At 58.2% G+C, this 22,604-nt stretch carries 27 protein-coding genes; all 27 read right to left on the bottom strand.

Translation table 11 applies throughout. The features are described 5' to 3' along the window. Nucleotides 1-20 precede the first annotated feature (20 nt). Nucleotides 21-746 carry an N-acetylmuramoyl-L-alanine amidase gene (locus KHA84_RS01055; RefSeq protein ID WP_213421418.1) on the bottom strand — a complete coding sequence of 242 codons (726 nt, stop codon included), beginning with the start codon at nt 744-746 and terminating at the stop codon, nt 21-23. 207 nt (nt 747-953) lie between these two features. Continuing rightward, nucleotides 954-1,253, bottom strand: coding sequence for a rhodanese-like domain-containing protein (locus tag KHA84_RS01060; protein ID WP_213421420.1), 300 nt, complete (start codon nt 1,251-1,253; stop codon nt 954-956). A 31-nt stretch (nt 1,254-1,284) separates the two neighbouring features. Further along, complete coding sequence (glnA, locus tag KHA84_RS01065; protein ID WP_213421422.1) at nt 1,285-2,619, bottom strand: type I glutamate--ammonia ligase; 1,335 nt, start codon at nt 2,617-2,619, stop codon at nt 1,285-1,287. Between the two features lie 309 nt (nt 2,620-2,928). Further along, nucleotides 2,929-3,432 (bottom strand): methylated-DNA--[protein]-cysteine S-methyltransferase, encoded by a 504-nt coding sequence (locus tag KHA84_RS01070; RefSeq protein ID WP_213421424.1) that lies wholly within the window; start codon nt 3,430-3,432, stop codon nt 2,929-2,931. Nucleotides 3,433-3,589: 157 nt separating this feature from the next. Continuing rightward, entirely contained in the window at nt 3,590-4,441 is an 852-nt protein-coding gene (locus tag KHA84_RS01075; RefSeq protein ID WP_213421426.1) for an ABC transporter permease subunit, read from the bottom strand. Next, a complete protein-coding gene (locus KHA84_RS01080) occupies nt 4,442-5,227 on the bottom strand; it encodes a phosphate/phosphonate ABC transporter permease (protein ID WP_213421428.1) in 786 nt (261 codons plus the stop codon). A 14-nt stretch (nt 5,228-5,241) separates the two neighbouring features. Then, nucleotides 5,242-6,018, bottom strand: coding sequence for a phosphonate ABC transporter ATP-binding protein (gene phnC, locus KHA84_RS01085; protein WP_213421430.1), 777 nt, complete (start codon nt 6,016-6,018; stop codon nt 5,242-5,244). Nucleotides 6,019-6,105: 87 nt separating this feature from the next. Continuing rightward, a complete protein-coding gene (locus KHA84_RS01090; protein ID WP_213421432.1) occupies nt 6,106-7,134 on the bottom strand; it encodes a PhnD/SsuA/transferrin family substrate-binding protein in 1,029 nt (342 codons plus the stop codon). A 122-nt stretch (nt 7,135-7,256) separates the two neighbouring features. After that, nucleotides 7,257-8,078 carry a PHP domain-containing protein gene (locus KHA84_RS01095; protein ID WP_213421434.1) on the bottom strand — a complete coding sequence of 274 codons (822 nt, stop codon included), beginning with the start codon at nt 8,076-8,078 and terminating at the stop codon, nt 7,257-7,259. Continuing rightward, nucleotides 8,075-8,788, bottom strand: coding sequence for a phosphonate C-P lyase system protein PhnL (locus KHA84_RS01100; RefSeq protein WP_213421436.1), 714 nt, complete (start codon nt 8,786-8,788; stop codon nt 8,075-8,077). The genes KHA84_RS01095 and KHA84_RS01100 overlap by 4 nt, the downstream gene beginning before the upstream one ends. 15 nt (nt 8,789-8,803) lie before the next feature. Beyond that, complete coding sequence (gene phnM, locus KHA84_RS01105) at nt 8,804-9,985, bottom strand: phosphonate metabolism protein PhnM (RefSeq protein ID WP_213421438.1); 1,182 nt, start codon at nt 9,983-9,985, stop codon at nt 8,804-8,806. Between the two features lie 14 nt (nt 9,986-9,999). Further along, a complete protein-coding gene (locus KHA84_RS01110) occupies nt 10,000-10,848 on the bottom strand; it encodes an ATP-binding cassette domain-containing protein (RefSeq protein ID WP_213421446.1) in 849 nt (282 codons plus the stop codon). Then, entirely contained in the window at nt 10,835-11,701 is an 867-nt protein-coding gene (locus KHA84_RS01115) for an alpha-D-ribose 1-methylphosphonate 5-phosphate C-P-lyase PhnJ (RefSeq protein WP_213421448.1), read from the bottom strand. The genes KHA84_RS01110 and KHA84_RS01115 overlap by 14 nt, the downstream gene beginning before the upstream one ends. Continuing rightward, nucleotides 11,691-12,800 carry a carbon-phosphorus lyase complex subunit PhnI gene (locus tag KHA84_RS01120; protein ID WP_213421450.1) on the bottom strand — a complete coding sequence of 370 codons (1,110 nt, stop codon included), beginning with the start codon at nt 12,798-12,800 and terminating at the stop codon, nt 11,691-11,693. Before KHA84_RS01120 ends, KHA84_RS01115 begins: the two co-directional genes overlap by 11 nt. Then, nucleotides 12,788-13,396 (bottom strand): phosphonate C-P lyase system protein PhnH, encoded by a 609-nt coding sequence (phnH, locus tag KHA84_RS01125; RefSeq protein WP_213421452.1) that lies wholly within the window; start codon nt 13,394-13,396, stop codon nt 12,788-12,790. Before phnH ends, KHA84_RS01120 begins: the two co-directional genes overlap by 13 nt. A 12-nt stretch (nt 13,397-13,408) precedes the next feature. Then, nucleotides 13,409-13,831, bottom strand: coding sequence for a phosphonate C-P lyase system protein PhnG (gene phnG, locus KHA84_RS01130; protein ID WP_213421454.1), 423 nt, complete (start codon nt 13,829-13,831; stop codon nt 13,409-13,411). Between the two features lie 338 nt (nt 13,832-14,169). Next, nucleotides 14,170-14,724 carry a dihydrofolate reductase family protein gene (locus KHA84_RS01135; protein WP_213421456.1) on the bottom strand — a complete coding sequence of 185 codons (555 nt, stop codon included), beginning with the start codon at nt 14,722-14,724 and terminating at the stop codon, nt 14,170-14,172. Between the two features lie 17 nt (nt 14,725-14,741). Then, complete coding sequence (locus KHA84_RS01140; RefSeq protein WP_213421457.1) at nt 14,742-15,461, bottom strand: GntR family transcriptional regulator; 720 nt, start codon at nt 15,459-15,461, stop codon at nt 14,742-14,744. 235 nt (nt 15,462-15,696) lie between these two features. Continuing rightward, complete coding sequence (locus KHA84_RS01145; RefSeq protein ID WP_213421459.1) at nt 15,697-16,497, bottom strand: alpha/beta fold hydrolase; 801 nt, start codon at nt 16,495-16,497, stop codon at nt 15,697-15,699. Nucleotides 16,498-16,523: 26 nt separating this feature from the next. Continuing rightward, on the bottom strand, nt 16,524-16,895 hold the full coding sequence (locus KHA84_RS01150) for a PaaI family thioesterase (protein WP_236823043.1): 372 nt from the start codon (nt 16,893-16,895) through the stop codon (nt 16,524-16,526). Nucleotides 16,896-16,928: 33 nt separating this feature from the next. Continuing rightward, nucleotides 16,929-17,054: a hypothetical protein gene (locus KHA84_RS15460; protein ID WP_272875228.1), complete on the bottom strand. Its 126-nt coding sequence runs from the start codon at nt 17,052-17,054 to the stop codon at nt 16,929-16,931. A gap of 112 nt (nt 17,055-17,166) precedes the next feature. Beyond that, on the bottom strand, nt 17,167-17,439 hold the full coding sequence (locus KHA84_RS01155; RefSeq protein ID WP_213421461.1) for an HPr family phosphocarrier protein: 273 nt from the start codon (nt 17,437-17,439) through the stop codon (nt 17,167-17,169). A gap of 31 nt (nt 17,440-17,470) precedes the next feature. Beyond that, nucleotides 17,471-18,913 carry an N-acetylglucosamine-specific PTS transporter subunit IIBC gene (gene nagE / locus KHA84_RS01160; RefSeq protein ID WP_213421463.1) on the bottom strand — a complete coding sequence of 481 codons (1,443 nt, stop codon included), beginning with the start codon at nt 18,911-18,913 and terminating at the stop codon, nt 17,471-17,473. 19 nt (nt 18,914-18,932) lie between these two features. Then, on the bottom strand, nt 18,933-19,766 hold the full coding sequence (locus KHA84_RS01165; RefSeq protein WP_213421465.1) for a PRD domain-containing protein: 834 nt from the start codon (nt 19,764-19,766) through the stop codon (nt 18,933-18,935). A gap of 28 nt (nt 19,767-19,794) precedes the next feature. After that, complete coding sequence (locus KHA84_RS01170) at nt 19,795-20,283, bottom strand: PTS sugar transporter subunit IIA (protein WP_213421468.1); 489 nt, start codon at nt 20,281-20,283, stop codon at nt 19,795-19,797. Between the two features lie 329 nt (nt 20,284-20,612). Continuing rightward, nucleotides 20,613-21,647, bottom strand: a complete 1,035-nt coding sequence (fni, locus tag KHA84_RS01175; RefSeq protein ID WP_213422000.1) for a type 2 isopentenyl-diphosphate Delta-isomerase — start codon at nt 21,645-21,647, stop codon at nt 20,613-20,615. After that, complete coding sequence (locus tag KHA84_RS01180; RefSeq protein ID WP_213421470.1) at nt 21,631-22,485, bottom strand: squalene/phytoene synthase family protein; 855 nt, start codon at nt 22,483-22,485, stop codon at nt 21,631-21,633. The genes fni and KHA84_RS01180 overlap by 17 nt, the downstream gene beginning before the upstream one ends. Nucleotides 22,486-22,604 lie beyond the last annotated feature (119 nt).

A 22,604-nucleotide genomic window follows, 5' to 3' on the forward strand; every position in this document is an offset into this window, starting at 1 on the left:
GGCCGAATCGAGCAGACCGCTCACTGGACGTCCTGCGACAGATAATCCGATACGCCGTCCGCGATGGCGGACGCCATCTTCTTCTGGTAGCCCGGGTCGGTCAGCAGACCACGCTCTTCCGGGTTGCTCAGGAAACCGGTTTCGATCAGGACGGCCGGCGTCGGCACTTTCTTCAGCAAGTAAACCTGACGGACCGCAAGCGCCTCCCGCTCCGTGTTCTTTACGTTCTCGACAATCGAACCCTGCACCGCCTTCGCGAGCAGTTCGCTGCCCGGATGCCCTTCTTGATGGTAAAACACCTGCGCCCCGCGCCACTTTTCCTCCGGAACCGCATTTCCGTGGATGCTCAGGAACATATCCGGCTCCTCATCAAGCGCAATCTGTTCCCTGAGCTTCAGGTCCGCCATCTTCCGCGCACGGATTGACGGGAAATCCTTTCCCGGCTCCCGCTCCGCGAGCGCGTCGCCGTTTTTCGTCCGCGTCATGATGACGGTCGCGCCCTTTTTCTTCAGCTGCTTCTCAAGCTCCTTCGCGATTGCCAGGTTGATGTCGCCCTCGATGATTTCTCCCGAAGACGCGCCCCCGTCCGGACCGCCGTGTCCCGGATCAATCACGACTTTCACCCCGCCCATCGGCTCCGGCAGGAAAAAGTCGCGATCCGACGCGAACGTTTCATATGCCAGGAACGCCGCCGACGCGATCAGGATAAATGCAAGAACCACTACCCGCTTCTTCAACTTCCCCATGCGTAACGGTCACCGCCTTTTTCATCATCATACGCCGGTGGTGGACCGGCTATGCTTGGACCGGAGACGGGCGGTGCGGGTTCTTTTCGGGCGGGTCGGGGGATTTGGGGTGAAAGATCAATAAGGGGCGGCGAAAGATCACCAAGACGGCCCGGCCATATGAAAACCGGCGCACCCATGAAAAGGTGCGCCGGTCATCCGATCCGGTCAGGCGATGACTTCGCCTTCCCATTCCAGCATTCCGCCGGTCATATTCGTTACGTTGTAGCCGTTGCCGCCGAGGAAGTTGCACGCCATCGTACTGCGGTTGCCGGAGCGGCAAATGATGATGTATTCCTTGTCCTCATCCAGTTCTCCAAGCCGCTCGGGCAGTTCCATGAGCGGGATGTGGACCGCGCCGGGAATCATGCCGGCCGCAACTTCCTCGTGCTCGCGGACGTCGATCATGTTCGGCTGCTCGCCTGCCTCGAGGCGCGCCTCCAAGTCTTTCGTCGATATTTCGTTCATGTCGATCCCTCCTGCGGTTAATTGTAGCGTATCAGTACATCTTCATGTACTGTTCGCGTTCCCAAGGGTGGACCGTCATGCGGTACTGTTCCCACTCCATGCGCTTGGCGGCCATGTAGTTGTTGTAGATATGGCTGCCGAGCGCGGCGATGATCGTCTCGTCGGCCTGCAGGGCGTTGAGCGCATGGTCGAGGTCGGTCGGCAGCGTGCCGATACCGGCTTCTTCCAGTTCCTCGGGCGTCATCTCATACAGATTGCGGTTGACCGGCGCAGGAACGTCAAGGTTCCGCTTGATGCCGTCGAGGCCGGCCTTCAAAATGACGGCTAGCGCCAGGTACGGGTTCGCGGACGGATCGACGGAACGCACCTCGATCCGGGTGGACAGGCCGCGCGATGCCGGAATCCGGACGAGCGGGCTGCGGTTTTGGGCGCTCCACGCCACGTAGCTAGGAGCCTCGTAGCCCGGCACGAGCCGTTTGTACGAGTTCACGGTCGGATTCGTGACCGCAGTGAAGCTGCGGACGTGTTCAAGGACGCCCGCCATGAACTTGTAGGCGGTCTCGCTCAGTTTCATCTGGCCAGACTCGTCGAAGAACGCGTTCTCCTCGCCCTTGAACAGCGAGATGTTGCAGTGCATGCCGGAGCCCGCCACGCCGAACAGCGGCTTCGGCATGAAGGTGGCGTGCAGGCCATGCTTGCGCGCGATTGTTTTCACAACAAGCTTGAATGTCTGGATATTGTCACATGCGGCAAGTGCGTCCGCATACTTGAAGTCGATTTCATGCTGGCCCGGTGCCACTTCGTGGTGGGACGCCTCGATTTCGAAGCCCATTTCCTCAAGCTCGAGCACGATGTCCCGGCGGCAGTTTTCGCCGAGATCGGTCGGTGCAAGGTCGAAGTAGCCGCCATTGTCGTTCAGCTCAAGCGTCGGCTGCATGTTCTGGTCAAGCTTGAACAGGAAAAACTCCGGCTCCGGCCCGAGGTTGAAGTGGGTAAAGCCCATCTCTTCCATCTCTTTCAGGACGCGCTTCAGGTTGTTGCGCGGATCCCCCTCGAACGGCGTGCCGTCCGCCTTGGAAATGTCACAGATCAGGCGCGCGACCTTGCCCTTGCCGGTCGTCCACGGAAACACCATCCACGTGTCGAGGTCCGGGATCAGGTACATATCGGACTCCTCGATCCGTACAAAGCCTTCGATTGAAGAGCCGTCGAACATCATCTTGTTGTCGAGCGCCTTGTCGAGCTGGCTGACCGGGATCTCCACATTTTTGATCGTGCCGAGCACGTCGGTGAATTGGAGACGGATGAAATTTACATTGTCTTCCTCAACAAACTTCCAGATATCATCGCGTGTGTACTTACCCATTCCAGCCACTCTCCTTTTTTTAATGTTGCAACGGCGCCCGGCCATCACATTTTTTTATCATACTGTCGCCAAAAGGCATAAGCAAGAAGAAATTCAGGAATTTAATTGAAGATATGAGATTTATTCTTCCATTCCGAGACAAAAGAAAACCCCTTCCCCATAATTGGGAAAAGGATGAAATTGGAATCGTTTTATTCCCCTGTTTCTTCCTGAACAGCAAAAAGGGAGCGGGCAATCAGAATACCACGGACCGCGGCAATCGGGCAACCGGAATCTCCACGGGTTCACGCCGTTTTCACATCCGGACTGTCACTTCCCCGTTTCCAGCGCAAGCAGCCGCTCTTTCATCTCCAAACCGCCGCGGAATCCGGTCAGCTTGCCGTTTTTGCCGATCACACGGTGGCATGGGACGAGCATGAGCACGGGGTTGGCTCCGATGGCGGCGGCGACGGCACGGACGGCGGTCGGGCGCCCGATGCGCTCCGCGATATCAGAGTATGTCACGGTCTCACCGCACGGAATTTCCCGGAGTGCCCGCCAGACTTTCTGCTGGAACGGAGTGCCGCCAAGATCTGCGGGTACGTCAAACTCGGTCCGTCCGCCATCAAAATATTCCCCAAGCTGAATCCTGTACGGGTCAAGTGCCACGTCGTCGCGGACCAGTTCAGCTCCGGGACGGCGCGCGCCTGCCCACTCCTCGAGCTCATCGAAGCCGCGCCCTTCCGAGCCGATCCAGCAGAGCCCTTTGTCCGTTGCGGCGATGATGAGGTTCCAGTCCCCTTGCTGAAGCTGTGACCAGCGGATCGTTTCCATTGTTCGTGCACTCCTTTTGTTGTTGGTGACCCCATTATACCGCAGTCTTTATCGGGACCCCTCGACATATTTCCCGGGAAATGAATCGAAGGCTGTCGGAATATAACGGAGTCCAAGGAAAAATCCCCTCTCCATAAAGAGAAGGGAGGGCGCCTCATCAGTCCGCCGAATAGACACGGCTCTTGAGGCGTGTCGAGAACACCTCGAGCACGATGGCGACAACCAGGATCATATACGTGATCACGCCGACTTCACGCAGGTCGAAGTAGAATCCGGAAGCCATGAAGAGCTCGAATCCGATGCCGCCGGCTCCGGCGGCCGCGCCCATCGCGACGGCCACCGAGAAGTTGATCTCAAAACGGAGGAAGGTCCAGGACAGGAGATAGGTGAACGTGGACGGCAGCACGCCGTGGACGACGGTTTGCCACCAGCCGGCACCCGTCGAACGGAGCGCCTCCAGGATCTTCGGATCGACCTCCTCAAACGCTTCCGAGAACGCCTTCACAAGATAAGCGACAGAGTGGAACAGCATCCCAAGGACGGCCGCTTCGCTGCCGAGCCCCGCCGCAATGGCGAAGATCAGGACCCAGAGGACTGTCGGCACCGCGCGGACAAATGCGACAACGACGCGGACCGACTTGGACAGCCACGGGACGCTGAGATTCTCTGCTGCACCCAATGCCAGGAAAAAGGCGAAGACTGCGCCAAACACCGTGGCGAGCGCGCCGAGCCCGAGCGTGATGGCGACCTGCATGGCCGCCTCACCCCAGCCGAAGTGGCTGAGCTTTGGCTCCAAGAACATGGCTTGAAGGTTATAGAGGGTTTCCGGAATCGCCTGAAGCGGCCGGAAACCGGTGTAGTCAAAAAAGAAGAAGGCGAGAACCGTCAGTGCGCCAAGCGTCCAGAGCGTCGCTCGGAGGACCAGGCTGACCCGGTTGCCGGAGCGGATGTTGATCTTGCCTGCCCGGGTATGCCGGATGACGGACGGTTGTTGGGTTATCTGCTGCATTTACAGGATCACCTTCCGGATTCTCGTCGAGAGGAGTTCGATCAGAATGACCGCCAGCACGATCGTGATCGTGATCAGCGCGACCACTTCGTAGTTCATCGTCTTGTAGTACATGTCGAACATATAGCCGATTCCAGTGCCGGTCAGGATGCCCACGAGCGTGGCGCTGCGGATGTTCGTCTCGATCATGAACAGCACCCAGCTGACCATCTGAGGGAGCCCCTGCGGAACGACGGCCTTGCTGACAATCTGCCAGTACGTGGCGCCTGTCGCCCGGAGCGCCTCGACCGACCCGAGCGCCGCTTCATCGATTGTCTCGATAAAGGCGCGGGTCAGAAAACCGACCGTACCGACGAACAGGGCGAGGAACCCGGTCACCGAGTTTTGGCCGAAAGAGAGGAGAAGAATGAGCGACCAGGCCACGACCGGGATATTACGCGACAAAGAGGCGACAAAGCGGGCCACGGCGCCGAACGCCCGGTACACCATTGTCGTCTTCGAGCCCATGATCGCAAGGAACAGCGACAGTGCGGCGGCAATCGTCGTGGCGGCAATCGACATGAAGACGGTCTCGAGCAGTTTCTCCATGATGTCCGGCAGCTTGCCGAGCGCCTCCCCGTTCACGAGCATGTTGGAGGCCATCCACGCCATTGCCCCCGGCACAGCCTCGAGGCTGCTGACAAAGCCGTAGTCGGTGACCCATGCGGACAGATAGGTGAGGACGATGACTCCAAGGAACAGCATCGTCATCTGGAATTTTCGTTTTTTCAGCACGGTTTCATTCATTTGCGGAAGGCTCCTCAGACAGTGATCAGTTCGCGCATCTCCACGGCAGTCTTCATGCCGTAGATTTCATCGGTGAAGCGTTGCGAGAGCAGAGGGCTCGGGCCATCAAAGACGACTTCGCCTTTCCTCAGCCCGATGATCCGGTTGGCATAGTCCTTCGCCACATACACCTGGTGGAGGTTGACGATGCACGTGATGCCGAACTCGATGGAGATCGTTTTCAGGTGATCCATGATGACCTTGGATGAGTTCGGGTCGAGTGAGGCGATCGGCTCGTCGCAGAGGATGATTTTCGGATCCTGGATCAGCGCCCGGCAAATGCCGACTCGCTGCTGCTGGCCGCCGCTCAACTGGTCGCACCGCTTGTAGGCATGCTCGGCAATCCCAAGTTTTTCGAGCAGATCGAACGCCTTGCGCTTTTCCGCTTCCGTAAAACGCCCGAGGACCCCCTGAAGGGTCGACTTGTACCCGAAACGCCCGTGCAGGACGTTTTCGATGACTGTCAGTCTCGGAACGAGATTGTAGTGCTGAAACACCATGCCGATGTTTTTGCGGACATCGCGCAGACCTTTCTTGTTCTGCGCGCCGACATCCTTGCCGTCAAAGAACACCTGGCCATCCCCGATGTCGACCAGCCGGTTCAGGCAGCGCAGCATCGTCGATTTACCCGCTCCCGATGGGCCGATCACTGCGATAAACTCCCCTGCTTCAATTGAAAACGAAATATCCTTCAGGATCGGATTGCCCGTCTGGTAGGACTTCGTCAGACCGTTCACTTCCAGTAATGGCACTGAAAAAACTCCTTTTCTTGATAAGATGGCCTTGGCGGAGTGGCCGGCCGGCAACACGCCGTTCCGGCGGGCCGGGAACCAATCAACTCAGTTGGAAAGCTCGCGGATCGGATCGAACCAGCTGTCTTCCACTTCCACGAAGCGCTCCCCCTCCGTCTTCTTGAAGAGGCCGGATGCTTCCGAGTCTTCCGGCACAAAGATTTCTTCATTGTCGGCGATTTCCTCCGAAGTGAAGACATCGCGAATCTTATTGAAGTCCTCTTCGCTCAGCACTTCCGTGTTGGCGACAAACGGCGCGTTCAGGACAGGCGTCACGCTGACGAGCACAAACTCTTCTCCGGGCACGGTGTGGAACGGCTCTGCCGCTCCATCCTTCACCCGGTAGACGGAGCCCGGCATGTTGGCCTCTCCTTCGGCCACTTCCACATAGTTATCCACGCACGTATCGCAGAATGCGGCCGCTTCAACGGTTCCTTTAAGCAGGTTCACTGCCGAGCCTTGGTGGGAGCCGCCGAACTGGACCTGTTCAAAGAACGGGCCGCCCTCCATCAGGTCTTCCTCACTCAGCCCCTTGTCGGAGAAGTGATTCAGGATTGAGGAAGAAGGGACGACAAAGCCCGAAGTCGAGCTGTTCGAGACGAAGGAGAATGACTTTCCCTCGATCGGGTCGATCGTATAATTGTCGCCGTTCTTGTATTCGTCCGCATTTTCCTTTTCGACTGCAATCCAGGAATGATACTTGGCGTCATCCAGCGTACCGGATGGGCCGGTCGGGACGGCCAGCGGTTCGATGGCGTCGTTGCCTTCCTTGGCCTCGATATAGCCCTGTGCGCCCATGAAAGCGAGCTCTGCGTTGTTGTTGACGATCGTTTCGATGGCGATGGCGTAGTCCGTCGTCAAGTGGTGCTTGACTTCTTTGCCGGTGGCTTCGCCGACCGCGTCCCCGATCGCGTCACGCGCACTCTTCAGGTCATTCCCGGATTCGTTCGGATACCAGACGATGTCGACCACGTCGTCTCCCTTGCCGGTGCTTTCCGCGTCTCCTTCTGAACAAGCTCCCATCAGTGCGGCAGTGGCTGCGGCCGCAAGCAGCAGTCCGAATCGTCGTTTTTTCATCATTCGATCCCCTTTTCCAGATGTTTTGGCTTTTTCATTCTGCAGATCCTGCGTGGTTCAGCTTCATTGAAGCACGGAAGCGGGCTGCGCGGCTATGGGTTGGGCCGCTTCTTTAGACGGTTTTAAGAATATTTACAAGACATTAACAGCGCGTTGTCCGGACTGGTGAATTCCCCCATGTTTACAGGGGTGCCGTACCGGCCGTGATAGTCAGACCCACCCGTTGTGAACAAGCCGTATTCAGCAACCAGCCCGTCGACACGTTCATGGTCTTCCGCCGTATGGTCCGGATGGTGGCGTTCGATGCCGTCCAGGCCGATTTCTGCAAGTTCCGGAATGAGCTCGTAGGAATCCAGCTGACCGGGATGCGCAATGACCGCGAAGCCGCCGTCTTCCTTGATGGCACGAACGGCATCGAACACGTCGATGTACCGGATATCACCCGAGGCCGGCCCTCCGTCCTTGAACAGGGAGCGGTAAAGCTGCTGGTAGTCTGCGGATTCAAAAGGCTGTGCCGTCAGCAGGTCCATGAGGTGCTGCTTGTAGACGATGCCGCCTTCCGGAACCATGGCGAGCACCTGCTCCTCGTCAAGCCGGAGGCCGGTTTCACGGATTTTCCCGGCCTGTGCAAGCGTGTGCCGGTGGCGCCGTTCCAAAAGCGGCCGGCAAAGGGCATGGATGTGCCGCGCATCGGAGCGGTAATCGTATCCGAGCACATGGACTTTGCGGTTCCGTCTGAAGTCATAGGCAGAGATTTCAATTCCCGGGATGACGGTCACTCCATATTCACGACCCAAGGCGAGCGCCTCTTCCAGGCCGGCAGTCGTGTCGTGGTCGACAAAGCTGATGTGGGTGATGCCTGCAGCAACAGCCTGCTCCAGAACCTCCCGGATTGTATCGGCCCCATCCGAGTACCGGCTGTGGACATGAAGATCTGCTTTCATCGCTGCACCTCCGGCATTCCGCGAAGGGCTTTTTCGTTCATGTCATACACGCAGTCGCACAGTCCTTCCATGAACTCCAGGTCGTGGAAGATGCCGACGAGCGTCGTGCCGTCCGCCTTCAGCTTCTCGATGACTTCCCGGACCTTCAGCTTGGATTGATAATCCAGGCTTGCGGTCGGCTCATCCAGCAGCAGAAGGCGCGGCTTCTTCACCGTCGCGATGGCGATGTTCAGCCGGAGTTTTTCCCCGCCGGAGAACGTGTTCGGAAACGTATCCCACAGCCGCTCATCCAGATCGAAATTGCGAAGCGACCGCTCGGCCTCGAGTTTTGCCTCCCCGGGCGTTTGACCCATGCCGAGGAGCGCCTGCTCGACGAGTTCCCTCGCCGTCGTGCGCGGCATGACGTTCAGGAACTGTGAGACGTAGCCGATCTCATGCTTTCTCAGCCAGATGATCTGTCGCTCTTCCGCCTTCAGCAGATCGATTTTGCCGAACCGCTCCGAGTCGAACCAGATCTCCCCCTCATCGGGCAGATAAGTGCGGTAAACGCTTTTCAGGATGGTCGACTTGCCGCTTCCGCTCTTGCCGACGATGCCGATAAATCCGCCCTGCTCCAAGCTGAAGCTGATGCCATCCACTGCTTTCCTCGTGGCGTTCAGATGATGGCTCGTGAACCGCTTGCCGAAATCTTTCACTTCAAGCATGACCAAGTTGTCCCCCTCCTCTCAGCTTTTCCGGTAATTCGTCCGGGTGACGACCACGCCGTTGACCATCGTTGCGCTCAGCATCGGGTAGCCGTCGTCCATCCGCTCGATGATGAGCAGATCCGCTTTTTTCCCCGGGCAGACCGAACCGATTTCCTGTTCCATGTTGACGGCCTGTGCCGGTCGGATCGTCACCTTGGCGAACCCTTCGTGGAGAGGCAGGCCGCACTCGTCGTGGAGCTTGAAGATCGAATGCAGGAGCGCCGCCGGATAGTAGTCGCTGCACAGAATGTCCGCGCAGCCTTCCCGGATCGCTTCCGCGGCCGACAAATTGCCCGAATGCGAGCCGCCCATCAGCACGTTCGGCGCACCGACGATCGTGGCCATCCCCAGTTCATTCGCTTTTTTGGCGACATCCAATGTGATCGGGAACTCACTGATGGTCGTGCCGTACGAACGGACCAGCTCCAGCTTCTTCTCATGGTCGTCATCGTGGGAGGCAATCGCGATGCCCCTGGCAATTGCGATTTCGGCGACTTCCTGGATACGCTCGATCGTCATCTGTTCGCGGCTCGTGCGTTCGGCGATCAGGACACCCACTTCATCGTCCGAGATGTCCCGGTAACCCTTCAGGGTGTTCCGGTACACCTCGAGGTCCCGGTACTGGCCCTGCCCCGGCGTGTGGTCCATGAACGACAGGAGGTGCACCTTCCCGTCTTGGATGTTTTGCATCAGCGTGTCCACTTCTCCGATGTTGTCGACTTCGAACCGGGCGTGGAGCCGGTGGCGGATCAGGTGGAGCCCGTCCCGAAGCGAACTGATCGCATCGACAAGGCGCTGGACGTTCTCCGGCTGCCGGATCGGCTTATGGCTGAACATGTCTTCCTTGTAGAAAGACAGGGAATGGAACATCGTCGTAATCCCGTGGTTGATGAGAATCTTCTCGGCTTCCCGCAGGGCCATGTTAAAGTCCATCATGCTTGTCGGACGGGGAGAAGCAATCGTCTCGATGTAGTCGGAATGGATGTCAACGAAGCCCGGCGTGATGTAGCCGCCGTTTGCATCGAGTCGCTCCGCATCCGGCCAGTGCACGATTTCCTCCTCCGGAACGATGTCCGCGATCCGGTCTCCATCGACGAGCACGGCCATTCCCTCAAGAATCCGGTCTTCCAGAATGATCTTTCCGTTATGCAGAATGTGCATACTCTTCGTCCTCCCTACAGCAGCGAGTAAACCAGCTGCTGGGTATATGCGTGATTGGGGTCTTCAAGGATCTGGTCGGTCAGGCCGGATTCGATCACCCGGCCGTTCAGCATGACGAGTGTCCGGTCGGCAAGCATCCGGATGACGGCCAGGTCGTGGGACACGACAATCATCGAGATGCCGAGGTCGCGCCGGATCTGTTTGATCAGGTCGATGACGGCCGCCTGTACCGACAGGTCAAGGCCTGTCGTCACCTCGTCGAGGAACAGGATCGGCGGATCGTTCGACAGGGCCTTGGCGATCTGGACGCGCTGCTGCATGCCGCCGGAGAAGTTCCGCGGCTCTTCCTTCATCCGGAATAGCGGGATGCTCACAACGTCAAGGAGGCGCTCCCCGGCGGATTGCATGTTCCCAACATGACGTCCGCCCGCGGCGATCTGTTTTTCCGCGATGTTGCTGATGGCGGAAAAGTCCATCCGGAGGCCCCTGACCGGGTTCTGGTAGACCATGCCGTATTTGTGGTTGCGGATGTACCGCTTTCGCTGGGAAGACACGTCGAACAGGTTCTCCCCGGCCAGTTCCGGGTCGTCGATTGTCAGCGTGCCGGCTGTGACGTCCTGGTCAAAATACAGGCACTGCATCAGGGTCGACTTCCCGCTTCCGCTTTCGCCCACGATCCCGAGAATCTCCCCCGGGTACACGTCGAGCGAGACGTCACTGCAGGCGTAGACCGTGCCGCAGGACGGGCAGTAGTTCTTGATGAGTCCCGGCCTTCCGGGCTGGCTGCATTCACCGCAGCCCGGGCCGTACTGCTTGGTCAGGTTCTCCACTTTCAGAAGGGGACGCTCTTCAAATCGTTGCATGCTGCACCTCTTTTTCGCCCTGGCGCTCCAACCGGTCCGCGCAGTGGCTCGTGTCGTTGCACTGATACTCCGTCACGCCGGACGCTTCGATGTGGAGTTCATCCAGGAAAACACCGGTCGCGCCGCAGAATCGGCAGGACTTCCCTGAAAAGTCTTCTCCCTCGAACGGGTGGTCCTCAAAGGCGAGGGAGCGGATATCGGTGTACGGCGGGACGGCGTAGATTTTCTTTTCCCTGCCGGCCCCGAGCAGGATCAGCGCCTCGGAATGGTCCATTTTCGGGTTATCGAACCGGGGAATCGGGCTCGGCGCCATGACGTAACGGCCGTTGACGAGGACCGGATGATCGGCGCCGGTTGTCGTGCGCCCGTATTTCATGATCTGCTCGAACAGCATGAGCCACGCGCCGCTGTATTCGCTCTCGGCATGGAGCCGCCTTGTGACGGATTCTTTTTTCTCATACTGGCGGAGCGGTTCCGGCATCGGCACCTGCAGGACAAGGACCTGATCCTTGGTGAGCGGGACCTCGGGGATCCGGTGGCGGGACTGGATGAGCGTCGCTTCTTCCGTCCGTTCGGTGACCGGGATGCCTGTGGTCGCCTGTACCAGCTTCTTGATGCTGACGGCGTTGACCGATTCATCGGCCCCCTGGTCGATCACTTTCAGCACATCGTCTTTGCCGACGAGCGAGCAGGTAAGCTGCAGGCCACCCGTCCCCCAGCCGCGCGCCATCGGCATTTCCCGCGAGGCGAACGGCACCTGGTAGCCCGGGATGGCGACCGCCTTCAGCGTCGCCCTGCGGATCTCTTTTTTCGAGCCTTCATCCAGGAAGGCGAATTGCGGTTCAGCTTTCATGTCCGTCCCTTCCTTTCCTCGTGTTCCGCACGCTGTCCAGCTTGGACTGGAATGTGACATAGTGCGGCATCTTCAGGTGCGAGATGAATCCGGTCGATTCCACCGTGTCCACGTGGAGCAGGACAAACTCCTCGTCATGCGACGGGGCATCGCTTCCAGGGTGCTCCAGGCATTGGTCGAGGATGCTCATGGCGATCGCCTTCGTCTCGTTCTGCCCGTAGCAGATGCCGTATCCGATCTCGAACCGGAGCTCCTGCTTGCCGTCCGGCCCTTTTATGGGCATCGGAACAAACGACTCCACTTCAGTCGCACGGACCGACCCGATGTAGTACGAATCGTCCCCGTCCTCGCCGCCGTGCGCCGGGACCGTAATCGGAAGATTGCCCACGCGGACTTCGCCGACCGTCGGGTGGACCTGGCCGTAGCCCCTGAGCGACGCATAGCCGAGTGCCGTCACCGCGCCGGTCTGCCCGCGTGTGAGGATCTGCAGGCGCTCGCTGCGTGATGCAGGGAACTGGAACACGTTCTTCGTGACGTCATCCGGCTCGGTGTTGTCCGGCTCGAATGTCTCGAACAGCCCTTCGTTCCTCAGGTACTCCACCACTTTCGGATATGTGCCGTCGCCTGCAGCATCTTCCAGGGCGGACAGTTCCGCCTCATATTGTTCCAGCCACTGTTTCCGCTCTGCTTCCTTTTCTTCGAGAAGGGAAAAGTCGATCAGCCGGTGCGTGTAGTCATGGGTTGCGCCGAGCAGCTGCCCGCCGGGGATGTCCTTGAAGCTTGCCGAGATCCGGCGCTCCACCGCCATCCGCTCCGGCTCCACCGTCTCGCTGTAATACAGCCGCGGCAAAGTCGAGCGGTGCGCACGAAGGAGAAACACCGCTTCCTCCATGCTGCCTTCCGCCTGCTTGATGGCGAGCGCCGCCAGTTCCGGAGAGTAGAGGCTCGCCTCGGACATGACCTGGTCGATGAGCAGCCTCATCGAGGACAGGATGGCGGACACTTCCACCTGATCGCCGCCCTTGAGACGTTCGTATTTCAGACGGTCGATGGAAGCTTCAATCGCCTCCGTGCCGCCTTTGACCGCTACATAACCCATGCCGATTCCTCCTTCGCCGAGATGGCCGTCGTGCGCGGAATGCAGGAAATGCGCCCGTCGCCGTCCGTGAAGATGAGGTCGATGCCCGTCGGGAACTCCTGCGTTTTCATGTTCCGTGTGCTGACCAGCGCTTCACTCAGGGCAATGGGAACGTCCGCTTCATCCTTGATGCCGGGACCTGACAACTTCAATTCCGCCGTCCCTTCCAGTTCTTCGGACTCGATGAGCCACGTGGCCGACTGGTGGGGATTCTCGAGCGTGCCGGCCTTGCAGGCGCGCATGGCGTCAAGCAGTTCCGGTTCACTTGTGCATTTGGGCGCAATGATATAGTCCGCTTCCTCAACAGAAGTGTGCACGGCAAACGTGTAATCCGAGATTTTGCGTCGGATGGCATCGGTACGGTCCCCGAGCACATGGAACGTGACTTCCGCGTCAAGCACCGTCTGGATTACGAGGAACGTCGCCGGATGGCATTCCCGGACAAAGTCTGCCTTTGCCGCCGATTCCCGGATGTCCGCGATCTTCCCGGGCCTGGCCATGCACTGCAGCAGTTCACGGTAAACTTTCTGGATGTCATGCACTGAATCGAGTTGCATAGCGATCTCCCTTCACCCTTCCATCGTGTCGAATTGGACTTTTGTCTTTTCCAGAGCGGCCAGTTCCCTGCGCTTCCTGTCTTCCAGGCGGATCTCCTCCGCCTCCAGCATCGCGGTCCATCCGGCCGTCTCGGAAAGCCCCGCGCGGCAGGCCGCGTCGATCACCGCCAGGTCTCCGGCCAGCTTTTCCCGGACGCCTGCAACGATGCCGACGCCGATGTGGTCGCCGATCTCGACCTTCGCTTCCGTCACCAGCACTTCGCCCAGATAAAACAGCGACTGTTTGGCGGTCTCCCTCATCTTGATCATCGTGAGGCCCTGCCGGGGGGCGGCCAGTTCCCGTACGGGATAGTGATGCCTGATTTCAGATGCAAGCCGCTCGGCCAGCTCCGGGTTCCCTTCAATCAGGATTTCAGTCATGCGTCTCCGCTTCATTTTGACTCTCCCTCCTCTGACTGACTCCATCCTAACTTGGCGACAACTTAGCGCGGGTTAAGGCTGTGTTAAGAAATGTAAAGATCAAAAGCGCAAGCGCCCGCTTAGCAACGTACAAACAGGAGCCCTTCGTAATGAGATAAAGGAAACACGGCGAGGTACGAGCCGATGTTGACTTATCGCAGTGGAGGAGGGTGAAGTTTGCTAGTTGCTGGGCGCTGGAGCTCAACGTGGCCGACATAGGAATAATCGTCTTCCACAGAGTGAAGTCTTATCATTTCCTAAGCTCCAAAAAGACGGACCTCCGGTTATCCGGAAATCCGTCTTGCATGTTCGTATTAATTCCGATGATAGATCAGCTGGACCACGCCCGATGAAAACGAACGGGTTCCGGCCAGTTTCAGGTTCAGCCGCTCCCTGACGTCCGTGAACAGCGGCTTGCCATCGCCAAGTACAACGGGATGGACCGAAAGCCTGAACTCGTCAATCAGCCCACCGTTGACAAAGGTGGAAATCAGCCCCGCTCCGCCGTACAGCCAGAGGTCCCTGCCCGGCTGCGCCTTCAGACGGGCGACCGCACCGGGGATGTCATCCCGGATGTAAACCGCATCATCGCCGTCCTTCGTTCTTGAGAAGACGATCTTTTCCTTGCTGTTGATCCGCTCCCAGAAGTCGGTCTCTTCTTCAGATGCCCCTTCTTCCGGGACATACTTTCCCCATATGTCATAGCTTTTCCTTCCGTAGAGGATCGTATCGATCCCGTTGAGGAATTCATCGAACTTCATGTCGGGCCCCATGATGCACCAGTCGGTTTCACCGTCTTTTCCTTCGATGAATCCGTCAAGTGAGACGGCTAGATCCAATAGGACCCTTCTCGTTCCGTGTTCGGACATCACTCTGCTCTCCTTTCCTACTCCTGTGTGCCGGAAATATCGTATTTGAAGGTATCGCTCCGGTACAGGATCCGCGTGAATTCGAGCGTGTCTCCGGAATGCCCGTCCAGGCAACTGCTCTCGAGGGCGAGAAGAGGGACGAGTCGGCTGCAGCGGAGCAGCTCCTGTTCCCGGGAAGACGGAAACACCACGCTCAAAAGGGCCTTGCCGCTCCCGAAATCCCCATAGCCCCGTTCCCGGTAGTACTCGAACATCGACCGGATGCCCGGCCCGTCAGCGCCGATTTCGGGAAACCGGGACTCGAGCACATGGGAGTAATGGATCGCGATCGGTTCCCCGTCCACCACACGCAGCCGGCCGATCCGCCAGACGGTATCACCGGGTGCGGCAGCGAGTACCCGTACCGCTTCCCCGTTGTCACTGGGTTCGCATGAGACAACAGACGTCTCCAACGAATGGCCAAGTTCCTTCATCTTCTCCGTAAAGCTCGTCTTGCCGCTGAGCGGAATGCGGACCCGTGCAGGACCTGGTTTGAGAAATCGCCCTTTTCCTTGAACAGATTCAATCAGCCCCCGCTCCTCCAGATGGTTCAGTGCATTCCTGACGGTATAACGGGGTACCTTGTATTGCTCGGCCAATGTGTTTTCTGACGGGAGCTTCCCGCCCGGCCGGATGTCCCCGCTTTCCAGCAGTTCGACCAGTTCATCGATGATCAGTGCGTCTTTCTCGATTTCCATCCTTCTCGCTCCCCGTGCCGTTTTCCATCATCATACCTGAACGGCCCGGTTTTTCGAAACCGACAGCAAAAAGACGTTCCGGAGCCGGCGGGGCTTCGAAACGTCTTTTATCGTGCGGACCGGTTGTAATCTTCAAACTCAGGAGTGTTTTCTTCAAACTCGGGGGCATAATCTTCAAACTCGGGGATGTAATCTTCAAACTCAGGACTGCTTTCTTCAAACTCACTCCCGCGAGTCACCAGCCCGGGAACGAACCGCCCCCGTCATCGTCAAGAAACTCCTTCACGACGGAATAAAACAGCCGGGGCTCCTCGATGTTCGGCAGATGGCCGGATTCGCGGAATTCCATGAACACGGAATCCGGTATGAGCGCCGCCGTCTCACGGCCGGCCTCAGGCGGATTGAGCCCGTCGTGGCTGCCGGCAATCACGAGCGTCTTTGCCCGGACCTTGCCGAGTTCCGGCCTGAAGTCAAACCCATTCAGCGCCTCGTTCGCCGCTTTTTGCTGCTTTTTCGTAAGCCGAACGTTCAAATCCTCATTCTGCATGATATCTGCCACTTCCAGCAGATTGCGGAACATGTACTTGGACGCGGCATTCATCTTTTCCTGGAAGTCCATTCCTTCCAGTTCTTCCGCATGGCGCTCGAAAAGCGCCTGTGAGGAAGACGTGGTCCCGTGAGATTTTGTCGACACCAGGATCAGCCGCTCCACCCGCTCCGGTGCCCGGATTGCAACCCCCTGCGCAATATAGCTGCCCATCGACACCCCGAGCAGATCAGTCTTATCAAGCCCGAGATGGTCCATGAGCGCGAGCACATCGCCGATATGGTCATCGATCGTGTAGGTCTCCGGCTTGTCCGACTTGCCGTGGCCGCGCGCATCCATGGCGATCACACGGAAGTGCCGTCGGAGCCGGGCCATGTCCACGCTGAAGTGGAGATGGTTCATCGTGAGACCGTGCAGCAAAATCAGCGGTTCCCCGCTTCCCTGCTCCTCATAATAAAGAGAAATGTCCCCGTTCTTGAATGTGGGCATGCCATCACCTCACAACTTCTTTTCCCTCATATCCTGCAGAAAATCCCCTTGGCCGAGGCGACGGGGCGCTCCTGTTCGTCATAGACCGTACAGATCGCATGGACGAGCGTACGGCCATCCTTTTCAAGACGTGCGACCGCCCGGAGCGACTGCCCCCTTGCCGCCCTCAGGAACGATACGTTCAAATCAACTGTCACCATCTGCTGGACGCCGTTTTCATCAGCCGGAATCAGGTTCGACATCGCCACATCGGCAAGCGACGAAATGATGCCCCCATGGATAACGCCGGCACTGTTGACGTACAGGTCCTTCACTTCAAGCCCGACCTCGACTTCCCCGTCAGACAGGCGGTTGTATGTATAGCCCAGAAATTCATCAAACGGCTGTTGGATCCACATGATATCTCCCCCTGTTTCAAGAGTTACTGACCCTCAGACCACATTCAGTAATCCCGCGATCAGCTCTGTGATGTTCTTTAGATAACCCACGATAAAAAAGCTGTTTATTGCCAGAACCAGCAAAGAAACTGCGATGACTGCTTTGACCCACTTCTCCATTGCCCGATGAACCACCTTTATGCCAAGTAAATTTTACAGTCAGGATCGCACAATTGGGATTTCGGCTGACCATAGAAAAAGCGCCGCAACAGTTGCTGCAGCGCTCAACTCTTTATTCCGTTTCTTCCCCGAGCGACTGGGAGATGAAAACCTCCGTCACTTTCTCGATCGCCAGTTCGGCGTCGGCGCCTTCCGCGGTGACGGTGACGACCGCGCCGTGCGGGACCGCCTGTGCCATGACGCCCATGATGGACTTCAGGTTGGCCGACTTGCTGCCGTGGATCAGCTGGATGTCGGCGTCCAACGAGTTGACCGCCGAAACAAGCTGTGTGGCGGGACGGGCGTGAAGCCCTTCGGGTGCTGTGATTTTGAATGTCTTTTGCATCTGGAAACGCCTCCGTTAGTCCGTTTTAAGATTATTTTTTGTGCAGTTTTTTGACTTCATCAGCAACGAACTGGACGCTCGTGCCGACGATGACTTGGATATTGTGCTTGCCGACGACATTAATACCCGGGACGCCGGTGGATTTGATTTTCTTCTGGTCGACTTTGTCCATGTCAGCCACTTCAACCCGCAGCCTTGTTGCACAGTTGTCGATACTGCGGACGTTGTCTTTGCCGCCAAGACCGTCGTAGATTTTCGCGGCCATCGACTTGAACTTGTCGTCGCCTGTTGCCGTTTCCGCTTCTTCGACGACTTCATCGTCTTCACGCCCAGGTGTCTTCAGGTCGAACTTCCGGATGAGGAAGCGGAACAGGAAGTAGTAGATGAGCGCGAAGAACAAGCCCTGCACAAGGAGCATGAGCGGCATGTTGGCAATCGGGATGCGCAGGCTGAGCACAAAGTCGATCAGCCCGGCGCTGAATCCGAAGCCCGCCGTCCACTGGAACGTGGCCGCGATAAAGAGCGACAGCCCCGTGAGTGCCGCGTGCACGACGTACAGTGCAGGCGCGAGGAACATGAACGAGAACTCAAGCGGCTCGGTAACGCCTGTGAAGAACGAGGCGAATCCGGCTGCCAGCATGAGCGAGGCGGCCTGCTTGCGACGTTTTGTCTTTGCGGTATGGTACATTGCGAGCGCCGCTGCCGGCAGTCCGAACATCATGATCGGGAAGAAGCCGGCCTGATAGCGGCCCGTGATGCCCTGTTCTCCGGTGCTGCTCCAGAAGTTGCCGATGTCGTTGATGCCGACCGTGTCAAACCAGAACACGGCGTTGAGCGCGTGGTGGAGCCCTGTCGGGATCAGCAGACGGTTAAAGAATCCGTAGATTCCGGCGCCCGCCGCCCCGAGGTCGAGAATCGACTGGCCGAACGCCACGAGCGCTCCGTAGACGATTGGCCAGACAAAGAACAGGACGGCCGATGCGACGAGCATGGCGACAGCGGACATAATCGGAACGAGCCGCTTGCCGCTAAAGAACGCCAGGAAGTCCGGCAGCTTCACCTGGCTGAACCGGTTGTACATGACAGATGCGATGATTCCTGAAAGAATACCGATAAATGCGTTTTGGATCTGGCCAAATGCCATATCCACGTTTTCCGGGTCAGTCTGTGTCAAGAGAGAGACGGAATTGGTCGACAGCATGGTTGTGACCACGAGGTAGGCGACCAAGCCGCTCAGTGCCGCCGCTCCGTCCTTTTCCCTGGAAAGCCCGATGGCAGCCCCCACCGCGAACAGGATCGGGATGTTTTTCAGGATTGAGTCCCCCGCTGTGATCAGGAACGCCGCAAAGACGTTTCCGGACCCCCAGCCGGACGGGTCAATCCAGTAGCCGATCCCCATCAGGATGGCCGCAGCCGGAAGGACCGCGACCGGAAGCATGAGGGAGCCCCCCAGCCTCTGCAAATACTTTTTCATGTGAAATTTCCCCCTTTCGTCATGTCCCCTGATTGCTTGGATTCCTGAGCCTTTCGATGTGCAATGCAATATATGCCAATTCCGGTTCCGGTATTTCGACCTCGTGGAGCCGCCTGCTTTCGGCCGCCATCACTTTCGCGCACTGGTACGATTCCGCATAGCGGGTGCGGATCAGCTCGGCCATTTCCCTGTCCAGGGTGTGTGCATCATACCGGCCAAGGTTCGCGACGGAGTGCTGAAGATGGGTCACAAGCCGCTGGTACGAGATGTCGTCTTCCTCGATCTCCTGCTGCAGGCAGCCGCGGATCGAGCGCAGCATGTCGCGGACGATGGTCGCCTGGCGGATCGTGTCGTTCAGGTTGCTGCCGTGCGGCTTCATCGTATGGAGATGAAGCGCGATAAATCCCGCCTCGTCGACAGGCATCTCCACGCCGAGCGTATCGCGGATGTGGCCGATTCCCCATAGCCCGATGCCGTACTCTTTCGGGTACAGGAGCCGGATCTCCCCGAGCAGCTTGTTGTGGACATGGATGCCGTCCTTTGTCCGCTCGATGGCGAACGACAGATGATCGGTCAGAACGAGGTGGATGTGCTCATTGAGCTTGGTTCCGAGCGCTTTCTCCGCGCGCGAGATGATCGCTTCCGACACCGTGAAATGTTCCTCCGGAATCCTGCCGAGCAGCTGGCTGAGCTGCTCGTTTTCCGTCATGACAAACACCTTTTCGATCTTGTCTGCCGGAACGGGATCGTTGCGCTTTTTGCCGAAGGCGACGCCCGCTCCGACCACGACCTTTTCCCGGTCCCCGTCACGGACGATGACCGCGTTGTTATTGAGGATTTTGCTGATTTTCATCGGACCCCTCCTCCAGTCGGGAAGCGGTTCAGCCGGTTGTGACCGTCATGATCACAGTTTCCCCAGCCGTGCAGGTGCCTTCGGCTTCCGGCCGGACCGTCTTTCCTTCCCCGTTCGTCACGACAATCGGCGTGACCGTGCTTTTGGCGCTTTCTCCGAGATACGTCCAGTCCGCCTCGATTAGCGGCTGCCCCGCAGTGACTTTGTCTTCCTGGCGTACGAGAACATTGAATCCTTCACCCTCCAGGGCCACCGTATCAAGTCCGATATGAATCAGGTATTCGGTCCCTTGTGCAGAGCGTATGCCGATCGCATGGCCCGTGTCTGCGACCAGCACGACCGTCCCGTCCACCGGCGCAACGACACGCCCCGAATCAGGCATGACAGCAATTCCTTCTCCCATCATTTTGCCGCTAAAGACCGGATCCGGCACTTGGTCGATTGGCATCAATTGGCCCGATACCGGTGCCAGCACCTTTTCTTCCTTGCCTTTTTTCTTGAACAGATTGGATAGCATCCGCATATTCCACCTTTCGGGCCGTCCCGTTTGATCACGAGAAAAGGCACAGGAGCAAAGCGTGAACCCGCAGGCTCCGCTCTTGCTCCCATGCCTGATCGGATCAGTCACATGAGACCGCTGTGAATTTATGGGTATAGAATACCACAAGTAAGCGGGCGTTTCAATAAAGCGTTTACATTTTTCGCTGGAATTTGCCTTTATGCACAGCGGTTCCGGTGACACGTTGATTCAGTTCATTGAGGCGTTAACATACTGGCCAGTAACGTTGCCAAGTCTCCCCACCCTCAACACTGCACGCCCCGGACGGTGCCGGGGCGTGCAGTATTTCAGTGTCCTTTTCTCACAAGGCGCGGCGTATCCTTTAATTGCTGAAGGCCCGATGCGCCGATGCCGAACATCGCCATGCGAAGCTCCATTTCGCGCACAGCCATCGACTCCAGCACGTCTTCTGCACTTTGCGTCGCTTCCTTCAGGATCGAGCGGCCAAAGCCGACAAAGTCCGCCCCGAGAGCCAGCGCTATTGCGCCGTCGAGCCCCGTCCTCATGCCGCCGCTTGCGACAAGCGGGCGGCCGCCGATTTCACCGCGGACCATCCGGATCGAGTCGGCCGTCGGGATGCCCCAGTCGCTGAATGCCTCGGCCGCGGCGCGGCGCACCGGGTCCTTGGACCGGAACTTTTCCACCTGACTCCACGATGTGCCGCCGGCGCCTGCGACGTCGACGAACGCGATGCCCGCATCCGCCAGACGCCGCGCGGATTCGCCGTCGATGCCCCAGCCGACTTCCTTGACGCCGACCGGGACGCCGAGCCCCGCGCAAAGTGTCTCTATTTTCATGAGGAGATCCTTGAAGTTCGTATCCCCGCCGTCCTGGACCACTTCCTGGATGCTGTTCAGGTGCAGGACGAGCATGTCAGCCTCCGTCAGTTCGACAATCCGCCTGCATTCATCGACACCGTAGCCATAGTTGAACTGGACGGCGCCGATATTCGCAATGATCGGCACGCTCGGCGCATACTTGCGCATGAGAAACGATGGCGGGTGTCCGTCGCTGTCGAGGAGGGCGCGGGTGGAACCGAGCGCAAGCGTCCAGCCGCGTTCCTCGGCGGCTTCCGCCAGATTCCGGTTGATCGTTTCGGCCAGCGCCGTACCGCCCGTCATCGAACTGATCAGGAATGGCGTCCGGCAAGCATGGCCCAGAAATTCCGTCTCGATTGAAATCTCCGAGAAGTCAATCTCGGGAAGGGCATTATGGATGAAAGCATATGACTCAAACCCCGTAGTGATCGCATCACCCGTGACCTTTTCGTTCAGCGTGATCTGGATGTGTTCGGATTTTCTCTGTTCAATCGAGCCCGCCAATGCCAACACCGCCTTTTGTCTTTGCTGGTTCGACACGGACCTCCTCGACCGTCCGGACCACTTCGTCCCTGGACATCTTCTCGCGGCCTTCCTTCAGCGCGCCGAGCGTCTTGTGGGCAAGGGCCAGCGGCAGTCGGCAGAACAGAATAACGCTCTTTGAGCGGAGCGCCTTCATGTATTCGTCTGCCTTGGCGAGATTGTCTTCCGTATAACGGAACAGGTCGTCACGCGTCCAGCCGTCCGGCACGAAGCGGACGCCGCGCTCATCCATGTCTTCTTTTTCATTGCGCAGGATATTGACCGCCTGGAGGCCGCGCCCGTAGCCGATTGCAAGCTCCCGGTCCGTTTTTTCCCCTGCATAGTGACCCCAGAGATCCGACAGCAATACACCGACGAGCCCCGCCACGTAGTATGTATAATCGTCGAGGTCTTCCCGGGTGCGGATTCTCCAGCCGGCCTTTGCCCACTTCGCCATGCCTTCCGACATTTCCCGAGCCGCATCCGCGACGCGCGGGCGCACATCGTCCGGGCAGGCCTCCATCCAGTCGGCAAGCTTCAGCGTCACTTCCGGCATCCGCTCCCTGACCGGCCCGAGGATGCCGAGGTAGCGCTCATTGTCGAACGGCTGCCCGAACAGCTCGCTCACCTGCATGAGAAGGGAATGTTTGAGATCATTGCCGATCTCTTCGTGATCCTCAATCTCATCGATCGCCCGGAAAACGAGATAGGCAGAGGCGACGGAAGCCTTAAGCTCCTTCTGCAGAAAAGTAATCGGAATATAAAATGTCCGGCTTGTTTCTTTCAGTACTCGCATCGCATCTTTTGGAAACCCACTCATTTTGATCCCGATCCTTCCTCGTAAGTGAATGATATACCTTCCATCGTAACTCAATTTTTTCGATAAATACAGCCCGCATCCCTTCTCTCCGGTGGACATTCGTTGAAAATTCGGTATGA

Source organism: Bhargavaea massiliensis, assembly GCF_018390575.1.
Taxonomy (GTDB): Bacteria; Bacillota; Bacilli; order Bacillales_A; family Planococcaceae; genus Bhargavaea; species Bhargavaea massiliensis.

Excerpts from the sequence above, each read along its gene's own strand:
- KHA84_RS01170 (WP_213421468.1), bottom strand. The coding sequence starts at position 20,283 with ATGCTATCCAATCTGTTCAAGAAAAAAGGCAAGGAAGAAAAGGTGCTG.
- KHA84_RS01060 (WP_213421420.1), bottom strand. The coding sequence starts at position 1,253 with ATGAACGAAATATCGACGAAAGACTTGGAGGCGCGCCTCGAGGCAGGC.
- KHA84_RS01070 (WP_213421424.1), bottom strand. The coding sequence starts at position 3,432 with ATGGAAACGATCCGCTGGTCACAGCTTCAGCAAGGGGACTGGAACCTC.
- phnM (WP_213421438.1), bottom strand. The coding sequence starts at position 9,985 with ATGCACATTCTGCATAACGGAAAGATCATTCTGGAAGACCGGATTCTT.
- KHA84_RS01115 (WP_213421448.1), bottom strand. The coding sequence starts at position 11,701 with ATGAAAGCTGAACCGCAATTCGCCTTCCTGGATGAAGGCTCGAAAAAA.
- KHA84_RS15460 (WP_272875228.1), bottom strand. The coding sequence starts at position 17,054 with ATGGAGAAGTGGGTCAAAGCAGTCATCGCAGTTTCTTTGCTGGTTCTG.
- glnA (WP_213421422.1), bottom strand. The coding sequence starts at position 2,619 with ATGGGTAAGTACACACGCGATGATATCTGGAAGTTTGTTGAGGAAGAC.
- KHA84_RS01145 (WP_213421459.1), bottom strand. The coding sequence starts at position 16,497 with ATGCCCACATTCAAGAACGGGGACATTTCTCTTTATTATGAGGAGCAG.
- phnH (WP_213421452.1), bottom strand. The coding sequence starts at position 13,396 with ATGCAACTCGATTCAGTGCATGACATCCAGAAAGTTTACCGTGAACTG.
- KHA84_RS01165 (WP_213421465.1), bottom strand. The coding sequence starts at position 19,766 with ATGAAAATCAGCAAAATCCTCAATAACAACGCGGTCATCGTCCGTGAC.
- KHA84_RS01095 (WP_213421434.1), bottom strand. The coding sequence starts at position 8,078 with ATGAAAGCAGATCTTCATGTCCACAGCCGGTACTCGGATGGGGCCGAT.
- nagE (WP_213421463.1), bottom strand. The coding sequence starts at position 18,913 with ATGAAAAAGTATTTGCAGAGGCTGGGGGGCTCCCTCATGCTTCCGGTC.
- KHA84_RS01140 (WP_213421457.1), bottom strand. The coding sequence starts at position 15,461 with ATGGAAATCGAGAAAGACGCACTGATCATCGATGAACTGGTCGAACTG.
- KHA84_RS01155 (WP_213421461.1), bottom strand. The coding sequence starts at position 17,439 with ATGCAAAAGACATTCAAAATCACAGCACCCGAAGGGCTTCACGCCCGT.
- KHA84_RS01180 (WP_213421470.1), bottom strand. The coding sequence starts at position 22,485 with ATGAGTGGGTTTCCAAAAGATGCGATGCGAGTACTGAAAGAAACAAGC.
- KHA84_RS01110 (WP_213421446.1), bottom strand. The coding sequence starts at position 10,848 with ATGCAACGATTTGAAGAGCGTCCCCTTCTGAAAGTGGAGAACCTGACC.
- KHA84_RS01120 (WP_213421450.1), bottom strand. The coding sequence starts at position 12,800 with ATGGGTTATGTAGCGGTCAAAGGCGGCACGGAGGCGATTGAAGCTTCC.
- KHA84_RS01075 (WP_213421426.1), bottom strand. The coding sequence starts at position 4,441 with ATGCAGCAGATAACCCAACAACCGTCCGTCATCCGGCATACCCGGGCA.
- KHA84_RS01090 (WP_213421432.1), bottom strand. The coding sequence starts at position 7,134 with ATGAAAAAACGACGATTCGGACTGCTGCTTGCGGCCGCAGCCACTGCC.
- KHA84_RS01055 (WP_213421418.1), bottom strand. The coding sequence starts at position 746 with ATGGGGAAGTTGAAGAAGCGGGTAGTGGTTCTTGCATTTATCCTGATC.
- phnG (WP_213421454.1), bottom strand. The coding sequence starts at position 13,831 with ATGAAGCGGAGACGCATGACTGAAATCCTGATTGAAGGGAACCCGGAG.
- KHA84_RS01150 (WP_236823043.1), bottom strand. The coding sequence starts at position 16,895 with ATGTGGATCCAACAGCCGTTTGATGAATTTCTGGGCTATACATACAAC.
- KHA84_RS01135 (WP_213421456.1), bottom strand. The coding sequence starts at position 14,724 with ATGTCCGAACACGGAACGAGAAGGGTCCTATTGGATCTAGCCGTCTCA.
- KHA84_RS01080 (WP_213421428.1), bottom strand. The coding sequence starts at position 5,227 with ATGAATGAAACCGTGCTGAAAAAACGAAAATTCCAGATGACGATGCTG.